9 protein-coding genes are annotated in these 18223 nt (G+C 53.2%); 6 read left to right on the plus strand and 3 right to left on the minus strand.

Annotated features, from left to right (window positions below; genetic code table 11):
• Positions 1-8: 8 nt before the first annotated feature.
• Positions 9-1298 carry an HlyC/CorC family transporter gene (locus AL515_RS18435; protein ID WP_101742785.1) on the plus strand — a complete coding sequence of 430 codons (1290 nt, stop codon included), beginning with the start codon at positions 9-11 and terminating at the stop codon, positions 1296-1298.
• Positions 1299-1347: 49 nt separating this feature from the next.
• Here the strand turns inward: AL515_RS18435 and grpE are convergent, their stop codons facing one another.
• Positions 1348-1941: a nucleotide exchange factor GrpE gene (gene grpE / locus AL515_RS18440; protein WP_048212941.1), complete on the minus strand. Its 594-nt coding sequence runs from the start codon at positions 1939-1941 to the stop codon at positions 1348-1350.
• Between the two features lie 122 nt (positions 1942-2063).
• Between grpE and nadK the strand changes: the two genes are divergently transcribed.
• The 3 genes from nadK (at position 2064) to bamE (ending at position 5183) form a co-directional block, all read left to right on the plus strand.
• A complete protein-coding gene (nadK, locus tag AL515_RS18450; RefSeq protein ID WP_005130436.1) occupies positions 2064-2942 on the plus strand; it encodes an NAD(+) kinase in 879 nt (292 codons plus the stop codon).
• Positions 2943-3027: 85 nt separating this feature from the next.
• Complete coding sequence (gene recN / locus AL515_RS18455) at positions 3028-4689, plus strand: DNA repair protein RecN (protein WP_061068380.1); 1662 nt, start codon at positions 3028-3030, stop codon at positions 4687-4689.
• 149 nt (positions 4690-4838) lie between these two features.
• Positions 4839-5183, plus strand: coding sequence for an outer membrane protein assembly factor BamE (gene bamE, locus AL515_RS18460; protein WP_003826401.1), 345 nt, complete (start codon positions 4839-4841; stop codon positions 5181-5183).
• 50 nt (positions 5184-5233) lie between these two features.
• Here bamE and AL515_RS18465 read toward each other — a convergent pair whose 3' ends face one another.
• Both AL515_RS18465 and ratA read right to left on the minus strand, forming a co-directional pair.
• Positions 5234-5530 (minus strand): RnfH family protein, encoded by a 297-nt coding sequence (locus AL515_RS18465; protein ID WP_003839823.1) that lies wholly within the window; start codon positions 5528-5530, stop codon positions 5234-5236.
• Positions 5514-5957 (minus strand): type II toxin-antitoxin system toxin RatA, encoded by a 444-nt coding sequence (gene ratA / locus AL515_RS18470; RefSeq protein ID WP_003031213.1) that lies wholly within the window; start codon positions 5955-5957, stop codon positions 5514-5516. Before ratA ends, AL515_RS18465 begins: the two co-directional genes overlap by 17 nt.
• Before the next feature lie 154 nt (positions 5958-6111).
• Here ratA and smpB point away from each other — a divergent pair, with 154 nt between their 5' ends.
• Both smpB and AL515_RS18480 read left to right on the plus strand, forming a co-directional pair.
• Entirely contained in the window at positions 6112-6594 is a 483-nt protein-coding gene (gene smpB, locus AL515_RS18475; protein ID WP_003031211.1) for an SsrA-binding protein SmpB, read from the plus strand.
• A 579-nt stretch (positions 6595-7173) separates the two neighbouring features.
• Complete coding sequence (locus AL515_RS18480) at positions 7174-18165, plus strand: BapA/Bap/LapF family large adhesin (RefSeq protein WP_061068381.1); 10992 nt, start codon at positions 7174-7176, stop codon at positions 18163-18165.
• The last annotated feature ends 58 nt before the right edge of the window (positions 18166-18223 follow it).

Raw genomic sequence — 18223 nt, forward strand, 5'->3', positions numbered from 1 at the left:
AACCCTACGTGGAACACATCTCCACCACCACGCTTATTGTCACGCTTCTCATTATGGTGGTCATTTCCGCCTATTTTTCCGGTTCCGAAACCGGAATGATGACCCTGAACCGCTACCGTCTGCGACACCGGGCAAAACAGGGAAATCGTCAGGCAAAACGCGTTGAGAAATTACTTCGTAAGCCCGACCGTCTGATAAGCCTGGTCCTCATTGGCAACAACCTGGTGAATATTTTGGCCTCCGCACTCGGGACCATTGTCGGTATGCGTCTGTATGGCGATGCGGGCGTGGCAATCGCCACTGGGGTCCTGACCTTTGTGGTACTGGTATTTGCTGAAGTATTGCCCAAAACCATTGCCGCGCTGTATCCAGAAAAAGTGGCCTATCCCAGCAGCGTGTTGTTAGCGCCACTGCAAGTACTGATGATGCCGCTTGTCTGGTTACTGAATACCATCACGCGTCTGCTGATGCGGATGATGGGCATCAAAACGGATATCGTGGTGAGCGGTTCACTGAGTAAAGATGAACTACGCACGCTGGTGAATGAATCGCGCTCGCAAATCTCTCGTCGTAACCAGGATATGCTGCTGTCCGTGCTGGACCTGGAAAAAGTCAGCGTCGATGACATTATGATCCCGCGTAACGAAATCATCGGTATCGATATTAACGATGACTGGAAGTCTATCGTCCGCCAACTTTCTCACTCCCCGCACGGGCGTATTGTGCTGTACCGCGACTCGCTGGACGATGCCATTAGCATGTTGCGCGTGCGTGAAGCGTGGCGACTCATGGCCGAGAAAAAGGAGTTCACCAAAGAGACCATGCTACGCGCCGCCGACGAGATCTACTTTGTCCCGGAAGGCACCCCGCTCAGCACTCAGTTGATCAAATTTCAGCGTAATAAGAAGAAGGTCGGCCTGGTGGTCAACGAATATGGCGATATTCAGGGGTTGGTCACCGTTGAAGATATTCTGGAGGAGATTGTCGGTGACTTCACCACGTCAATGTCACCAACGCTTGCCGAAGAAGTCACGCCGCAGAATGACGGTTCAGTAATTATTGATGGCAGCGCCAACGTTCGTGAAATCAATAAGGCATTTAACTGGCATTTGCCGGAAGATGATGCGCGAACGGTAAACGGTATTATCCTTGAAGCACTGGAAGAGATCCCCGTTGCCGGCACGCGAGTGCGTATTGGGCAGTACGATATCGATATTCTCGACGTGCAGGACAATATGATTAAGCAGGTGCAGGTATTGCCGGTCAAACCGCTACGAGAAAGCGTATCTGACCAGTGAGGATAATCCAGACCGGGTAACGCATCAGCACTACCCGGTCTGAGGCTGATTAGCTTTTTGCTTTCGCCACAGACACCATTGCCGCGCGAATGGTACGTCCGTTAAGGGTATAGCCTTTCTGCATGACCATCAGCACGTTACCGGCAGCAACTTCATCAGACTCAACCATTGCAATAGCCTGGTGTACGTTCGGGTCCATCGGCACATCGATATCCGCAACCACCTGCACGCCAAACTTCGCCACAACATCCAGCATCGACTTGCGGGTCAGTTCAATACCTTCAACCATCGCCGCCATCGCGTCATTATCTTTGTTCGCCACTTCCAGCGCGCGGTCCAGGCTATCCAGCACCGGCAGCAGTTCGTTGACGAATTTTTCCAACGCAAATTTATGCGCTTTTTCTACGTCCAGTTCGGTACGACGACGCAGGTTTTCCATTTCCGCTTTGATACGCAACACGCTGTCACGCTCGCGCGTTTCAGCTTCTGCAAGCTGAGCCTCCAGATTCGCAATCTTTTCATCGCGCGGATCCACCTGCTCAGCAGAAGCGTCTGATTCTACCGCCTCAACTTCTTCGTGCTGATCCATGATAATTTCTTCCGGGGCTTGCCCCTCAGGCGTTTTCTGTTCTTTACTACTCATGAATTTCTCCGCGTTTTTTTCGCATTCATCTCGCTAACCTGGATTATTATGGGGATAAGATTCAGGGTTTCAAGGGAAGTACTCACATTGTCACTAATCTTCGTTACAAGGACCTCGAGAAAATGAACAAACATTTCAAGTGTATTGGCATTGTGGGGCATCCACGTCACCCCACTGCACTGACCACACATGAAATGCTCTACCGCTGGCTGTGCGTCAAAGGTTATGAGGTTATCGTTGAGCAACAAATCGCCCACGAGCTGCAGTTGAAAAATGTGAAAACCGGTACGCTCGCAGAAATTGGTCAGCAAGCAGACCTCGCCGTAGTCGTCGGTGGCGACGGCAATATGCTGGGGGCTGCACGCACCCTGGCACGCTATGACATCAAAGTTATCGGGATTAACCGCGGCAATCTCGGTTTTCTGACCGATCTTGACCCGGACAATGCCCAACAGCAATTAGCTGACGTACTGGAAGGCCACTACATCAGCGAAAAGCGCTTTTTACTCGAAGCCCAGGTGTGCCAACAGGATTGCCAGAAGCGCATTAGCACTGCGATCAATGAAGTTGTGTTGCACCCCGGAAAAGTGGCGCACATGATTGAATTTGAAGTCTATATCGATGAAATCTTTGCCTTTTCCCAGCGTTCAGACGGGCTAATTATCTCCACCCCGACCGGCTCTACCGCCTATTCGCTCTCTGCCGGAGGCCCAATTCTGACGCCTTCGCTGGATGCCATTACACTGGTGCCGATGTTCCCACATACGCTTTCCGCACGACCGCTGGTGATCAACAGTAGCAGCACCATTCGCCTGCGCTTCTCTCATCGCCGTAACGATCTTGAGATCAGCTGCGACAGCCAGATCGCCCTGCCTATACAGGAAGGTGAAGACGTATTGATTCGCCGCTGTGATTATCATCTGAACCTGATACACCCAAAAGATTACAGTTATTTCAATACATTAAGCACTAAATTAGGCTGGTCAAAAAAATTATTCTAATTTAACGTCAACCTCTTTACTGTATAAAAAACCAGTTTATACTGTATGTAATTACAGTTATGGTTTTTCATACAGGAAAACAGCTATGTTGGCACAACTGACCATCAGCAATTTTGCTATCGTTCGTGAACTGGAGATCGATTTCCAAAGCGGAATGACCGTCATCACCGGCGAGACCGGTGCGGGTAAATCCATTGCCATTGATGCTCTCGGGTTGTGTCTGGGCGGGCGGGCAGAGGCCGACATGGTACGTACAGATGCCACACGCGCCGATCTGTGCGCGCGCTTCTCTTTAAAAGATACCCCTGCGGCCCTGCGCTGGCTGGAAGAGAACCAGCTTGAAGAAGGTCGTGAGTGTTTGTTACGCCGCGTAATCAGCAGCGACGGACGCTCCCGCGGATTTATCAATGGCACTGCCGTACCGCTGTCACAGCTGCGCGAGTTGGGCCAGTTGCTTATTCAAATCCACGGTCAGCATGCGCATCAGCTCCTGACAAAATCAGAACACCAAAAATCCCTGCTTGATGGCTACGCCAATGAAGCGTCCCTGACTCAGGAAATGGCTGTGCGCTACCAACTGTGGCACCAAAGCTGCCGTGACCTGGCACATCATCAGCAACAAAGCCAGGAACGCGCAGCCCGGGCAGAGCTATTGCAATACCAGTTAAAAGAACTGAACGAATTTAACCCACAACCGGGCGAGTTTGAGCAAATTGATGAAGAGTACAAGCGTCTGGCTAACAGCGGGCAGTTGCTCACCACCAGCCAGCAAGCGCTGGCTATCATGGCAGACGGCGAAGACATTAACCTGCAAAGCCAGCTGTACACGGCAAAACAGCTGGTCAGCGAACTGGCGGGAATGGACGGTAAGCTCTCCGGTATTCTGGACATGCTGGAAGAGGCGACAATCCAGCTCAGCGAAGCCAGCGATGAGCTGCGCCACTATTGCGATCGTCTGGATTTAGACCCTAACCGTTTGTTCGAGCTTGAACAGCGAATTTCTAAGCAAATCTCTCTGGCGCGTAAGCATCACGTCGCCCCTGAAGCACTGCCACAGTTTTACCAGTCCCTGCTTGATGAGCAACAGCAGCTTGACGATCAGGCTGATTCGCTCGAAACCTTAACCCTGGCGGTAAACACGCACCACCAGCAGGCGCTGGAAACGGCAAAAATGCTGCACCAACAGCGCCAGCATTATGCTCAGGAATTGGGGAAACTCATCACAGAAAGCATGCATGCTCTCTCGATGCCGCACGGTGTCTTTTGCATTGATGTGAAATTTGAGGAACACCATCTGAGCGCAGACGGTGCCGATCGTGTGGAATTCAAAGTTACCACTAACCCGGGTCAGCCGTTACAGCCGATTGCGAAAGTCGCTTCCGGTGGTGAGTTGTCGCGCATTGCGCTGGCTATTCAGGTGATTACCGCGCGTAAAATGGAAACTCCTGCGCTGATTTTCGATGAAGTCGACGTTGGTATCAGTGGTCCGACGGCAGCGGTTGTGGGTAAGCTACTGCGTCAATTGGGTGAATCAACCCAGGTGATGTGTGTGACTCACCTGCCGCAGGTTGCTGGTTGCGGTCATCAACATTTCTATGTCAGCAAAGAAACTGACGGCGCAATGACCGAAACACACATGCAGCCGCTGGATAAACGCGCTCGCCTGCAGGAATTAGCCCGCCTGCTTGGCGGTAGCGAAGTGACGCGTAATACCCTCGCAAATGCAAAAGAACTGCTAGCGGCATAAACTTTTTTACCTTGTGACGGTCTGAGTTCAACATAAAATCGCCGACCGACCCGACAGCAAAAGGTTTTAAAGTGGTGAAAGGTCTATTATCATCGGCATATTACATATGAGCCACGTACTGCTCGGGCCCGAAAAGGAATCAAATCACTATGCGCTGTAAAACGCTGACTGCTGCTGCAGCAGTACTACTGATGTTGACTGCAGGCTGTTCCACTCTGGAGCGAGTGGTTTACCGCCCTGACATCAACCAGGGAAATTATCTGACACCTACCGATGTCGCCAAAGTGCGTACAGGTATGACGCAACAGCAAGTTGCTTATGCACTGGGTACACCAATGATGTCCGATCCTTTTGGTACTAACACCTGGTTTTATGTGTTCCGTCAGCAGCCAGGGCATGAAGGCGTTACTCAGCAAACGCTGACGCTGACCTTTAACAGCAGCGGCGTATTAACCAACATTGATAACAAACCTGCTCTGACCGACAACAAGTAGGTTTGAGAGATCAAAAAAAGGTGCTCAATGAGCACCTTTTTTATTGTCTGTTATTTTTTAGCGGATTTCTCTGCTCGCTGCCTGCGCAGTTCTTTCGGATCAGCAATCAATGGCCGATAAATTTCCACCCGATCGCCGTCATGCAAAACATCAGCAAGCTTAACCGGACGGCTGTAGATGCCCACCTTATTTTTGCTGAGATCGATATCAGTACGTAGCTCCAGCAATCCCGAAGCGCGAATCGCCTCTTCGACGGTTGCGCCCTGCTGCAACGTCACGCGCTGCAGATACTGTTTCTCGGGCAGCGCGTACGCTACTTCAACGACAATTTTAGCCGACGCTGACACTGTAAACCTCTTTCGCGCGAACCGTGAAGGCCTGCACCATATTAGAAGCCAGCTCTTTAAAGATGCGGCCAAACGCCAGTTCGATTAACTTATTGGTGAACTCAAAATCGAGATGAAACTCAATACGACACGCTTCATGACTTAGTGGCGTAAACTTCCAGCCGCCAATCAGTTTCTTGAACGGTCCATCGACCAGATGCATCAGGATGCTCTGGTTACTGGTCAGTTGATTACGCGTGGTGAACGTTTTGCTGATCCCTGCTTTCGAGACATCCACAGCGGCCGTCATTTGCCCCGGAGTCGACTCCAGGACGCGGCTTCCGGTGCAACCCGGTAAAAACTGAGGATAGGATTTAACATCATTCACTAACTGATACATCTGTTCCGCACTGTAAGGTACTAAAGCGGTCCGGCTAATCTGAGGCATAACAATTTCCATCAATATCAATCGTGCAAATAATACCATTTATCATCCGCTAAAAAAAACGCTATAGCCCAACTCGTGCTAAGATAGCGCCTTGCGCCCCGCTGGATGAAATGGGGTGTTTTTCAATTCCAGATTACCTATACTGAGCGGCATTATGACGAAGAAAAAAGCACACAAACCTGGCTCAGCCACAATCGCGCTCAACAAGCGCGCACGACACGAATACTTTATTGAAGAAGAGTTCGAAGCTGGACTCGCACTGCAAGGCTGGGAAGTCAAATCCCTGCGCGCAGGAAAGGCCAATATTGGCGATAGCTATGTCATTCTCAAAGACGGCGAAGCGTTCCTGTTTGGCGCCAACTTCACGCCGATGGCCGTTGCCTCAACGCACGTCGTGTGTGACCCTACTCGCACCCGTAAGCTTCTGTTAAACCAACGCGAACTTGACTCCTTATATGGACGCATGAATCGTGACGGTTACACCGTCGTGGCACTTTCGCTGTACTGGAAGAATGCCTGGTGCAAAGTCAAAATTGGCGTCGCAAAAGGGAAGAAACAGCACGACAAGCGTTCCGATGTAAAAGAACGTGAGTGGCAGTTGGACAAAGCTCGTATTATGAAAAATGCAGGTCGATAAATCCCCTCTCAGCGGCCAGTCTCTCATCATGAGGCTGGCTCTTATTGTTTAGTTATTGAAACCCACCCATTATATTCACCAAAATTATAGTTTTTACACCGCTGAATCGTTCAAACCTAAAATAGTCTTTTCATTATTTTATCGGGTCCATAGCTTAATAAAATAAAACTTCAAGAGCGTATCGTTTATATTTTACGCCTCACCAATAACACTATTATTACTGGTGTTTATTAGATTTGTAAAAAACCACAAAGAGGAAAAACAACTTTATATACAGCGAGTTAGATTTCAACAACAACCAAAACACGTACTGGAAAGTATCCTTTTCAATTACCTCAATGTATTTTTAATATAGATAATTTGCGTAATACATCCTTTCTGACTATATCATCTAATACGAAAGAACTATTCAGACTCAGGGGCCCTGACGTATTCGAAAAACAAACTGATACCTGCGTGACCTAATCAATGAAACCACATGTGCAAACTCATCTATACGATGAACGGGCACCTGTCAGCTCATTCTCCCAACACGCTATTGTGGATTAATACTCTCGGCCTGCCATCAGGAGTGAATATATGCGTCTACTCGCCGTTGTATCAAAATTGACTGGTGTTTCCACAAATATTGAAGCTTCAGAAGTCACGCTCAATTCACCTTCCATCGTGAAGCTGTCTGTTTCTCGTGAAGAAATCAGTCAGCTTACCCGCGTAAATCAGGATCTGATTGTCACACTCCGCTCTGGTGAAACTATCACAATTAAAAACTTTTACGTTGGCAAAGGTGATGAACAAAGCCAGCTCGTACTTGAAGATAGCAACGGCGCACTATGGTGGGTTCAGGATACGGATGGCGCATTCCACTATCAGCATCTGGACGATCTCACCCCATTGATGGCGAGCGAAGGCAGTCATGAAGGAGGCGCAGTTTGGCCCTGGGTTCTTGGCGGGATCGCGGTCGCTGGCGGAGTTGGCCTCGCTGCAGGTGGCGGTGGCGGTGGGGGGAGCGATAACAACGCCGGAAACGATAATGGTGGGAACGGCAATAGCAATGGCAATGGCAATGGCAATGGCAATGGCAATGGCAATAGCAATAGCAATGGCAATGGCAATGGCAATGGCAATGGCAATGGCAATGGCAATGGCAATGGCAATGGCAACGGCAATGACAATGGCAACGGCGATGGTGGCGATCCGCCGACAACAACCCCTAATATGCCAGACGTGCCCGTTATTACCAGCGTGATCGATAATCAGGAGCTGATTACAGGTCCTGTCAATCAGCAGGAATCCACCAACGATAATACGCCTACTCTTCAGGGCACTGGCCCCGCAAATGCCACCTTACATATTTTTGATAACGGTGTCGAAATAGGACAGGTCACTATCGATGCCAACGGCAACTGGACGTTTACTCCATCTTCCCCGCTCGCGGAAGGCGCTCACCAGTTTACGGTCAGCGCATCAAACAATGCGGGCAGCAGCGCAATCTCAGACAGTTGGGTCATTACCGTCGATACCACCCCACCTGCCGCCGCAGTAATTTCTTCAGTGAACCTGGAAGGCACCATGGTGACGGGTAGTGCAGAGCCCGGAAGCACTGTCACCATCATTGGCAGTAACAACCAGGTTCTGGGTTCAGCAATCGTCGGTTCAGGCGGCACCTTCACTATTGGCATATCACCCTCGCAAACACATGGTGAAACGCTGACAGCAAAGATTCAGGATGAAGCAGGCAATATCGGGCCAGATACCTCATTCAGTGCCTCAAATTCCGGTTATCCAGGCGTCCCCGTGATTGTCAGCGTTATGGATGATGTCGCGCCCTCCGTTGGGTCATTGACCAACAATCAGTCCACTAATGATGCGACCCCAACGCTTTCCGGAACAGCTGACGCCAACAGTACGGTTAAAATTTACAATAACGGGGCATATATCGACAGCGTCGTCGCCGACAGCAACGGTAGTTGGGACTGGACCTCCAGCACAAACTTGCGGGACGGCTCATACGCCTTCACCGCTACGGCAACCAACCACCTGGGTACGGGGGGAATATCGACGGCATTCAATATCAATATCGATACTCAGCCGCCGTTATCACCAGACAATCTGAACGTATCTGCCGATGGTGCTGTCGTCACTGGTACGGCTGAACCCGGCAGTACCGTGACTATAACCGACAATAATAATCATTTAATCGGCAGTGGCGTTACCGGGTCAGATGGCTCGTTTACTATCACCATAAACCCCCCACAAACCAATGGCGAAACCATAGCCGCTATCGCTACCGATCCAGCAGGAAACCCGAGTTTGCCAGAAACAGCACTCGCTCCCGATATCACCGCCCCGCTACCGCCCGCAAACCTGACAATCAATAACGCGGGCAATGAGGTTTCCGGCACGGCAGAGCCCAACAGTACCGTACATATTCTCAATCCTGGTGGCACTATCATTGGCACGACCACCGCTGATGCTGATGGAGATTTCACCGCCACACTGGTTCCGCCACAAACGAACGGCGAACATCTTGTCGCCAATGCAACGGATGCAGCAGGTAATACCAGTGATAACACAGCAGTCACCGCGCCAGACAGCACCGCCCCTGACGCACCGACAGGGGTAATTGTCGCCGGGGATGGTGGTTCAGTCAGTGGACATGCTGAAATCGGCAGCACTATCACCGTAAAAGACAGCAACGGGAATACGATTGGCGTGGGTCAGGCAGACAGCGGCGGTCACTTTGCCGTGTCGATCACCCCGTCACAAAACAATGGTGAAACGGTAAAAGTGACCGCAACGGACAGCGCAGGCAACGAAAGTCTGCCCGCTTCCGCGCTGGCTCCGGATATTACCGCGCCAGACCAACCGATTATTATTGCCGTCTTAGATGATGTTCCCGACGTCATCGGAAAAATTGATAACAACACGCTGACAAACGACGATAAACCGGAAATTAAGGGCACCGCCGAAGCGGGCTCGCAGGTAAAAATTTATGATAATGGCACCCTGCTAACCACCGTTACCGCCGATATCAATGGTAACTGGGACTACACGCCGACCACCGCGCTGAGCCAGGGCGCACACGTGTTTACGGTTACGGCAACTGATGCCGCCAACAACACCAGTAGCGCCGCCAGTTGGAAAATCATTGTCGATAGCGTCGCACCGACCGTCCCGGTTATTACTCTGATTAACGATGACGTCGGAACCATCACCGGTAACATCGCGAATAACAACGGGGTAACCAACGACAACACGCCGACCCTCTCCGGGACCGGCGAGCCAGGCTCGCTGGTGAACCTGTATGATAACGGTTTGCTGATGACGGTGATGCTCATCGACAAGTCAGGTACCTGGAGCTATACCGTCCCGGACAACAAGCAGCTTGCCGATCGCGACCATCATTTTACAGTATCCGCAACAGATGCCGCCGGTAACGTCGTCACCTCCCCCGTCACTGTCACCATTACCGTTGACACCCAGCCTCCTGGGGCTCCGGTCATTTCAGCCGCCACAGATGACATCGGCAATGCACCCGTTGACTTGCCTTCTGGTAGCCGTTCAAACGATAACCTGCCGTCACTGAAGGGGACCGGAGAAGTTGGCTCCACCATCACTATCTACGATGGTGCCACACCGATTGGAACGACCACCGTTGTGGCCGGAGGAAGCTGGAGTTTCCCGGTCACCCAGCCACTTAGTGAAGGCTCGCACACATTGTCAGCTATCGCGACAGATGCGGCGGGTAACGCCAGTACCGCCGGAAGTTTCATGCTGACTGTCGATACAACACCACCCGCGGCCCCGATCATCACCTCAGCGGAAGGGCTTATTGGCATTGAAACTAAAGCACTGAGTAATGGCGGCAGCACGAAAAGCGACAACCCTAAACTGTCCGGAACAGGTGAGCCGGGTGCGACAATTACGATTTATGAGAATGGCGGCCTCGCCGGCATCACTACCGTACAGCCAGACGGCACCTGGACATTTACCCCGACCTCACTTGCCGATGGGCCGCATAAATTCACCGCCACGGCGACCGACGCGGCGGGCAACACAGGGATCCCATCGGCGGGCTTTACGCTGACGGTGGATAATCTGCCGCCAACGCAACCGCTCCCGCCCACCATTACGGACGACGTCAATCCGATAACCGGGGTCGTGACAAACGGCATGACTAACGACACCACGCCAACGTTCAGCGGCACGGGAAGTGTCGGCGATCTCATTACCCTCTATCTTAATGGCAACTCTTCGTCGCAGGGTACCGCAACGGTTGGGGCAGACGGTAGCTGGAGCTTTACACCATCAGTGCCACTTCCCCAGGATGTTTATCAGGTGACCATTACGGCGACCGATCCTGCTGGCAACGTCAGCCCGCCATCAGATGCCATCCTCCTGGAGATCGATACAACGCCCTCTGCCTCCCCTGTTATTCTTGCCGTCAATGATAATGTCGGTGGTTTCCAGGGCGATCTTGCACCTGGCGCAATAACAGATGATACGACGCCAACTATTCGCGGAACCGGCACTGACGGCGACACGATCACGCTGTACAACGGCAGTACGATTATCGGTACCACAACGGTGGTTGGCACCACCTGGAGTATTACTCCTGGGACGGCACTGGCAAACGGAAGTTATACGCTAACGGCCATTGCAACCGATGCGGCGGGGAACGCCAGTACCCCATCAAACAGCGTAGCGTTTACGGTTAGCAGCACCGTGCTGACCCTACCGCAGGTTACAGATATTGAAGATGACGCTGGCGTCATTATCGGTTCATTGACCAACGGTAGCGTCACGGATGATACCACCCCAACAATCAGCGGGACCGGTGCGCCGGGCAGTACGGTAGTCATTTTCGATGGCGGCAATCCCATTGCCGAAACCCTCGTTGCGGCGAATGGTAGCTGGAGTATTGAGATTACGCTGACGGGCGATGGCCCGCACACGCTGACGTTCGGCGCCAGGGATCCCGCGGGTAATTCCCTGGCGGCAGGAAACCCTGTGATGTTGATACTCGATACGCAGCCTCCTGCCGAGCCAATCGTCACCTATGTTGACCCGAACGGCACGCTGGTGAGCGGGACAGCCGAGCCGGGCAGTACCGTCATCATCAGAAATGGTACCACGGTACTGGGCCAGGGCATTGCGAACAGCGTTACAGGTGTCTACACCGTCACGATATCACCCGCACAAACTACGGGGCAGAATCTGAATGCAATCGCCCAGGATCAGGCGGGCAATAGCAGCGACCCTACGCCGTTTAACGCGGCCACTTCCAGTATTCCGCATCCGCCAACTCTCGAAATCATTGATGATGTCTCTCCCGTTACAGGAGTGATTGGCAACGGTAAATCCACCAATGACACCTCACCGCTGTTACAAGGAACCGCCACGGCAGGAGCAACGGTTACAATTTATCAGGATGGGAATGTAATCGCTACGGTCACCGCCGATGCCGTTTCCGGCGCATGGCGCTATCCATTATCCACTCCACTGACAAACGGCACGACCTACAATTTCACCGTATCGCAAACTGTAAACTCAGAACCCAGTGGGTTGTCGCCCAATTACGCCATCACTATCGATACTGCCGCCCCACAAGCACCCGCGATCACCAGTGTGATTGACGACGTGTTACCAGGTACAGGATCGTTAGATACCGGACAAATTACCAACGATGCACGCCCGACCTTCAATGGAACCGGCGAAGCGGGTGCGACTATCACCCTTTACGATAAAGGTATCGCGATTGGCACAACCACCGTGAGTGGCAGCGGATACTGGAGCTATACTCCGACAAATGGGTTGGGAGAAGGCGAGCATATCTTTACCGCACGCGCAACGGATGCGGCAGGCAACCAGGGCGATCCCTCCAACAGCTTCCGGATTATTGTCGATACGTTAATCCCAAGCGCGCCCTCTATTGTGACGGTAACGGACGACGTCGGTACCCCGCAATCCCTTACATCCGGACAGCTAACCAACGACAACACCCCAACGCTTGCTGGCGTCACCGAGGCCGATTCAGTGGTTACCATTCGCGATAATGGCGCGGTAATTGGCACAACCACCAGCGATGAAAACGGCAACTGGAGCTTTACACCGGCTCCAGCACTTAGTGAAGGCAATCATTCGTTAACCGCAACCGTCACGGATGGCGCTGGCAATATCAGTCCGGCAAGCCCACCTTTCGTTCTGGTAGTTGATACGCTGCCGCCCGCGGCGCCGAACATTACCTCGGTGATTGACGATCAACCCGGCAACACATCGCTGACTAACGGACAATTGACTAACGATGCACAACCCACGCTGAACGGCAAAGGAGAGATCGGCGCATCTATCACCATCCGCGATAAAGGCGTTGATATTGGTACAACCCAGGTTGATGAATCCGGCAACTGGAGCTTCACGCCGGATGCCCCACTGACTCAGGGGCAACACATCTTTACCGCCGTTGCCACCGACCAGGCGGGCAATATGGGTGGGGTATCTTCGTCCTTTACCCTCGAACTGGATTCTATCGCCCCACAGCCCCCCATCATTAGCACGGTGCTGGACAATACGGCGCCCACAACAGGCGCGATAACCAATGGGCAGACGACAAACGAAACACGTCCGGCACTGAGTGGCACGGGCGAAGTGGGAGCAACCATTACCGTTCTGAGCGATGGTCAACCCATTGGCACTACCACCGTGGGTGCGGGAGGTATCTGGAACTTTACCCCAACGGATGCTCTGAGCAACGGACCACATACATTGACCGTCACCGCGACCGACAGTGCAGGTAACACCAGCCTTGCGTCGAACGGCTTTGGGCTCATCGTCGATACCATATCGCCGGGTATACCCGTCATTTCTCAGGTCGCAGATGATGTCGGCCCGCTGACGGGCAATCTGAACAACGGCCAGGTCACAAATGATGCGCAACCCACGCTCAGTGGTACGGCAGAAGCCAATTCCACGATCAAAATTTATGACAATGGCACCTATCTCGGTACCGCTCCGGTAGACGCCAATGGAGCCTGGAACTTCACGCCAACAGCCGGACTTGGAAATGGTAACCATGCGCTCACGGTGACCGCCACGGATGCAGCCGGAAACGTCAGTCAGTCATCCGCCGCATTTAACATCATTGTGGATACCGTTGCCCCGCTTGCCCCCACCATCATCCAGGCCGTCGATGATGTACAGCCCGGCACCGGGACTCTGTCCAGTGGAGCCTGGACCAATGACACCCGTCCGCTGCTCAGTGGCTCAACGGAAGCGAATGCCCGGGTCGCGATTTACGATAACGGCACGCTGCTGGGGACGGTAACAGCCACAATAGATGGGACGTGGGAATATCTGCCATCCACACTGAGCAACGGCCAACATACATTCACTGCTATCGCCACCGACGCCGCAGGCAATATCGGTGCCACCTCAAGCGGATTTATTATTAATATCGATACGACCCCACCGCCAATCCCACAACTGATCTCGGTCATAGATGACATCGCAGGGGGAGTTTTCAATACAGCGCTGAACAATGGGCAGCTAACCAACGATGCCCGCCCAACGCTCAACGGTACCGCCGAAGCCGGTAGCACTGTCAGCATCTATGACGGGAACACTCTGCTTGGTACTGCGCTGGTGCAAAGCAATAATAGCTGGACATTTACTCCGACCACGCCGCTCGCGACCGGGTCCCATACCTTCACTGTAACCGCTACCGATGCGGCAGGTAATACCAGCGGCGCAACAGCAGGTTTTACCGTGGTGGTGGACACCACAGCCCCGGCACAGCCTTCAATAAGTAGCATTATTGATGATGTTGGCCCCAACACCGGTGCGATTGGCAGCAACCAGCCCACCAATGACTCACGCCCAACCCTGAACGGATCCACAGAGGCCAACGCGCGAGTCGATATTTATGATAATGGCAGTTTTGTTATCAGCGTAACGGCTGACAGCACCGGCAACTGGAGTTACACGCCGTCCACTGCTCTGGCTCAAGGGGCTCATTCTTTTACCATCACGGCGACAGATGCGGCGGGGAATACCAGTGGATTATCGTCTGCGGCAGCCATTGTGGTCGATACCATCGCGCCCGGTGTTCCAACCGGGCTGGCGGTCAACGCCAATGGTACGGCGTTAACCGGCGTGGCCGAAGCGAACAGTACGGTCATTATCACCTCTGGTAGCGGAACGGTACTCGGCACCACGACAGCGAATGCTTCCGGTAACTTCACCTTTACCCTGAATCCACCGCAAATTAGTGGACAAACGCTGCTGGTTAGCGCACAGGACGCCGCAGGCAACATCGGTACGGCGGGTAACGTGCTGGCCCCGTTTACCGGCGTACCGCCTGCGCCAGTGATCTCCAGCGTATTCGATGATGTCGGCACTATCACGGGCCTGGTCACCGCCGGGAAAACCACGAATGATACCCGCCCAACACTGAGCGGAACTGCGCAGGCAAACGCCGTTATCAACCTGTATAACAACGGCACGTTGATGGGGAGCACAACCGCAGACGGGAATGGGATCTGGAGCTTTACCCCATCCGGTGCGCTCAGCGAAGGCAACCACGCGTTTACTGCCAACGCCACAAATGCCAACGGCTCGAGCGTTTTGTCTGGCTCGTTCAGCGTCATTGTGGATACCACGCCACCGCCACCTCCTACGATTTTGATCAGCGCCGATGGCGGAACAGTGAGCGGCATTGCCGAAGCCGGCAGTACGGTGACGATATCCCTGCCTGGCGGCACCAGCGTGACAGCGGTCGCCAACAGCAGTGGCGTCTACAGTGCCGCCTTGCCTGTACGCCAGATTGAAGGTCAGTCGTTATCTGCAACGGCAACCGACGCGGCAGGTAACACGTCATCGCCTGCCAGCGTCATCGCGCCGGTACTCCCCCTGCAGGCTGAAGATAATGTCACCCGTTTGCCGCTACAGACTGACGTGACAATCAGCACTGAGCATCAAAGCGATTACGGTTTCCTGCTGGTGAACGCACTGGGTAATGTCGCCAATGTGCTGGGTAACGATACGGCAAGTGTTAATTTCAGCATCCAGTCTGGCGGTAGTGGCTCCATCACCATTAACGCCGCGGCGACCGGCATTGTGCTGTCACTATTAAGCTCAATGGAGATTGTTATCCAGCGCTATGACTCCTTGCTCAACACCTGGATAACCGTGGTCGATACCTCAAAACCCAATTTTGCCAGTTTGCTGACCATCGGAGCCTCTGGAGTGACGCTCAATTATGATGGGCTGACAGGCGGGGATTATCGCGTGGTCAGCTTCAACACTAACCTGCTGGCGACTGGCGCATACACCAGCCTGGACGTTGCCGTGGTGAAAACCAACGGCGGAACCATCACTGGGGGGACCACAGAATCCGGTAACATCATCACCGATACCGATCCAACTAACGGTCAAGATAACGCCCCTTCCGGCACGCTGGTCACCGCTATCACTGACGGTAACGGCAACGTCGTGAACGTCCCGGCGGGCGGCATTGATGTGCAGGGGAAATACGGCATTCTGCATATCAATCAGAATGGTAGCTACACCTATACCCTGACCAATACGTCAATCTCAGTGTATGGCCGTTCCGAAAGTTTCACTTACACGCTAACGCATGGTAGCGATCACTCCTCGGCAAAACTGGTGGTCACGCTGGGTCAGGCCCCGACCACCAGTACGGTAACGGCGGCAGACGATGTGGCTGCGCTGACTTACGGGACGCAGGTCATCGCAGTCGACAACCATCCATCACAACAAACCGGCTTCACGCTCGCCAGTGTTGGTTTGGGACAATTGCTGGATGTCAGCCTGGTCAACGGTTTGACCAACCCGATTAAATTCAACGTTGATGACGGCGCGACCCGAACGATAACGGTTCAGGCCAGCGTACTTGGCGTAACGCTGGGCGGCTTTGATCTCTATGTCTACCGCTTCAACGAGTCTATTCAGCAGTATGAGCAGTACCGGGTACAACCGAACTGGGTAACCGCCCTACTGAGCGGCAATTCACCCGCGTATACCATTACGCTGCCGGGCGGTGACTATCTGTTCCTGCTTAACGCTTCCGGCGGCCTGACGCTGCTGACCAGCTATACCCTGAATATTCAGGCCGATCACACCTACGCCGTCGACAGCCTGAGTGCGGCAACCAATGGAAATCTGCTGGCCAACGACTCGGCTCCGGCTAATACCGTTATCACCGAAGTGAACGGTGTCGCCGTTAACGCAACGGGCACTACCACCATTAACGGACAATACGGCACCCTGACTATTGATGCAAAAGGGAACTACACCTACACGCTGAAAAGCGGACTGGGCGCAGACGGTATCAGCACACCGGACAGTTTCGTCTATACGGTCAAAGCCCCCAATGGCGATACAGGTAGCGCCTCGCTGAACATTACGGCGACCCCGCAAGCGCTGGACGCAGTAAATGACGTCAGCAGCATGATGGCGGTAAGTACCATTCAGGACTCTGCGGCATATGGAAGTGGCGCGCTGGGCACCGCGACAATTCCGACGCTGGGGAGCAAAGCAACCGGTACAGGTTCGTTTGATATCGCAACAAATGACGTACTGAAAGGTGCCACGCTCAACTTTAGCATCGGCACACTTATCACCGTCGGTACGCTGGGCGTAACCTGGACAATCACCGGTCCTGACGGATTCTCGCTTTCTGGCTCTGTACCCGCCAGCTCTATCAGCCTGTTAGGCAGTTCAATTGCCGTCTCGCTGGGTAATGCTGAGCTAGCCGCTGGTCATTACAGCATCAGCTTCACAGGAACAATGGGGGGACTGGCCGTTGGCAACGTCAGCATTACGCCAAACGTCACGGGTACGACATGGCACCTCAATACCTGGGACGTTAACACCACGACGGTGAATGGCAATATTTTTGATGGCAGTGATGCCGCTGGCGCGCACGATCAGCTCTCAACCGTCCATACCCAGCTCACTGTCACCGGTTTTAACGGCAGTACCGCCACCCTCAATCCGGCCGGCAGCGCCAGTAGCGCAACCATTCAGGGTCATTATGGTTCACTGACCATGAACCTGGATGGTTCATACATCTACACGCTGAAGCCGGGTACAACCGTAGCGTCGATAATCAGCAAAGAGACCTTTACCTATACGCTGAACGACCAAAACGGGCACACGGACACCGCTACGCTGACCATCAATATGAACCCGCAGATGGCAAGCACCGCACAGCATGACGTCATCACCGGATCGGTCTACGGCGATACGCTGATTTATCACCTGCTCAATGCCAACGACGCTACCGGCGGTAACGGGACTGCGGACAACTGGACCAACTTTTCACTGGCTCAGGGCGACAAAATCGACATCGGCGACCTGCTGGTAGGCTGGAACGGACAAAATGCCACGCTCGGCAACTACCTCACAGTGACCACCAGCGGTAACAACACCATCGTGTCCATTGATCGCGACGGTACAGGCAACACGTACCACACCACTAACCTCGTAACGCTGGAGAACGTACACACCACGCTCGATGAGCTGATCCAACAAAATCACATTGTGACCTGAAACGAACGCCATACCACTATAACGATATAACAACAGCCCCGGATGCCATGACGTCCGG

It is taken from the genome of Citrobacter sp. FDAARGOS_156 (assembly GCF_001559235.2).
GTDB classification, from domain to species: domain Bacteria; phylum Pseudomonadota; class Gammaproteobacteria; order Enterobacterales; family Enterobacteriaceae; genus Citrobacter; species Citrobacter youngae.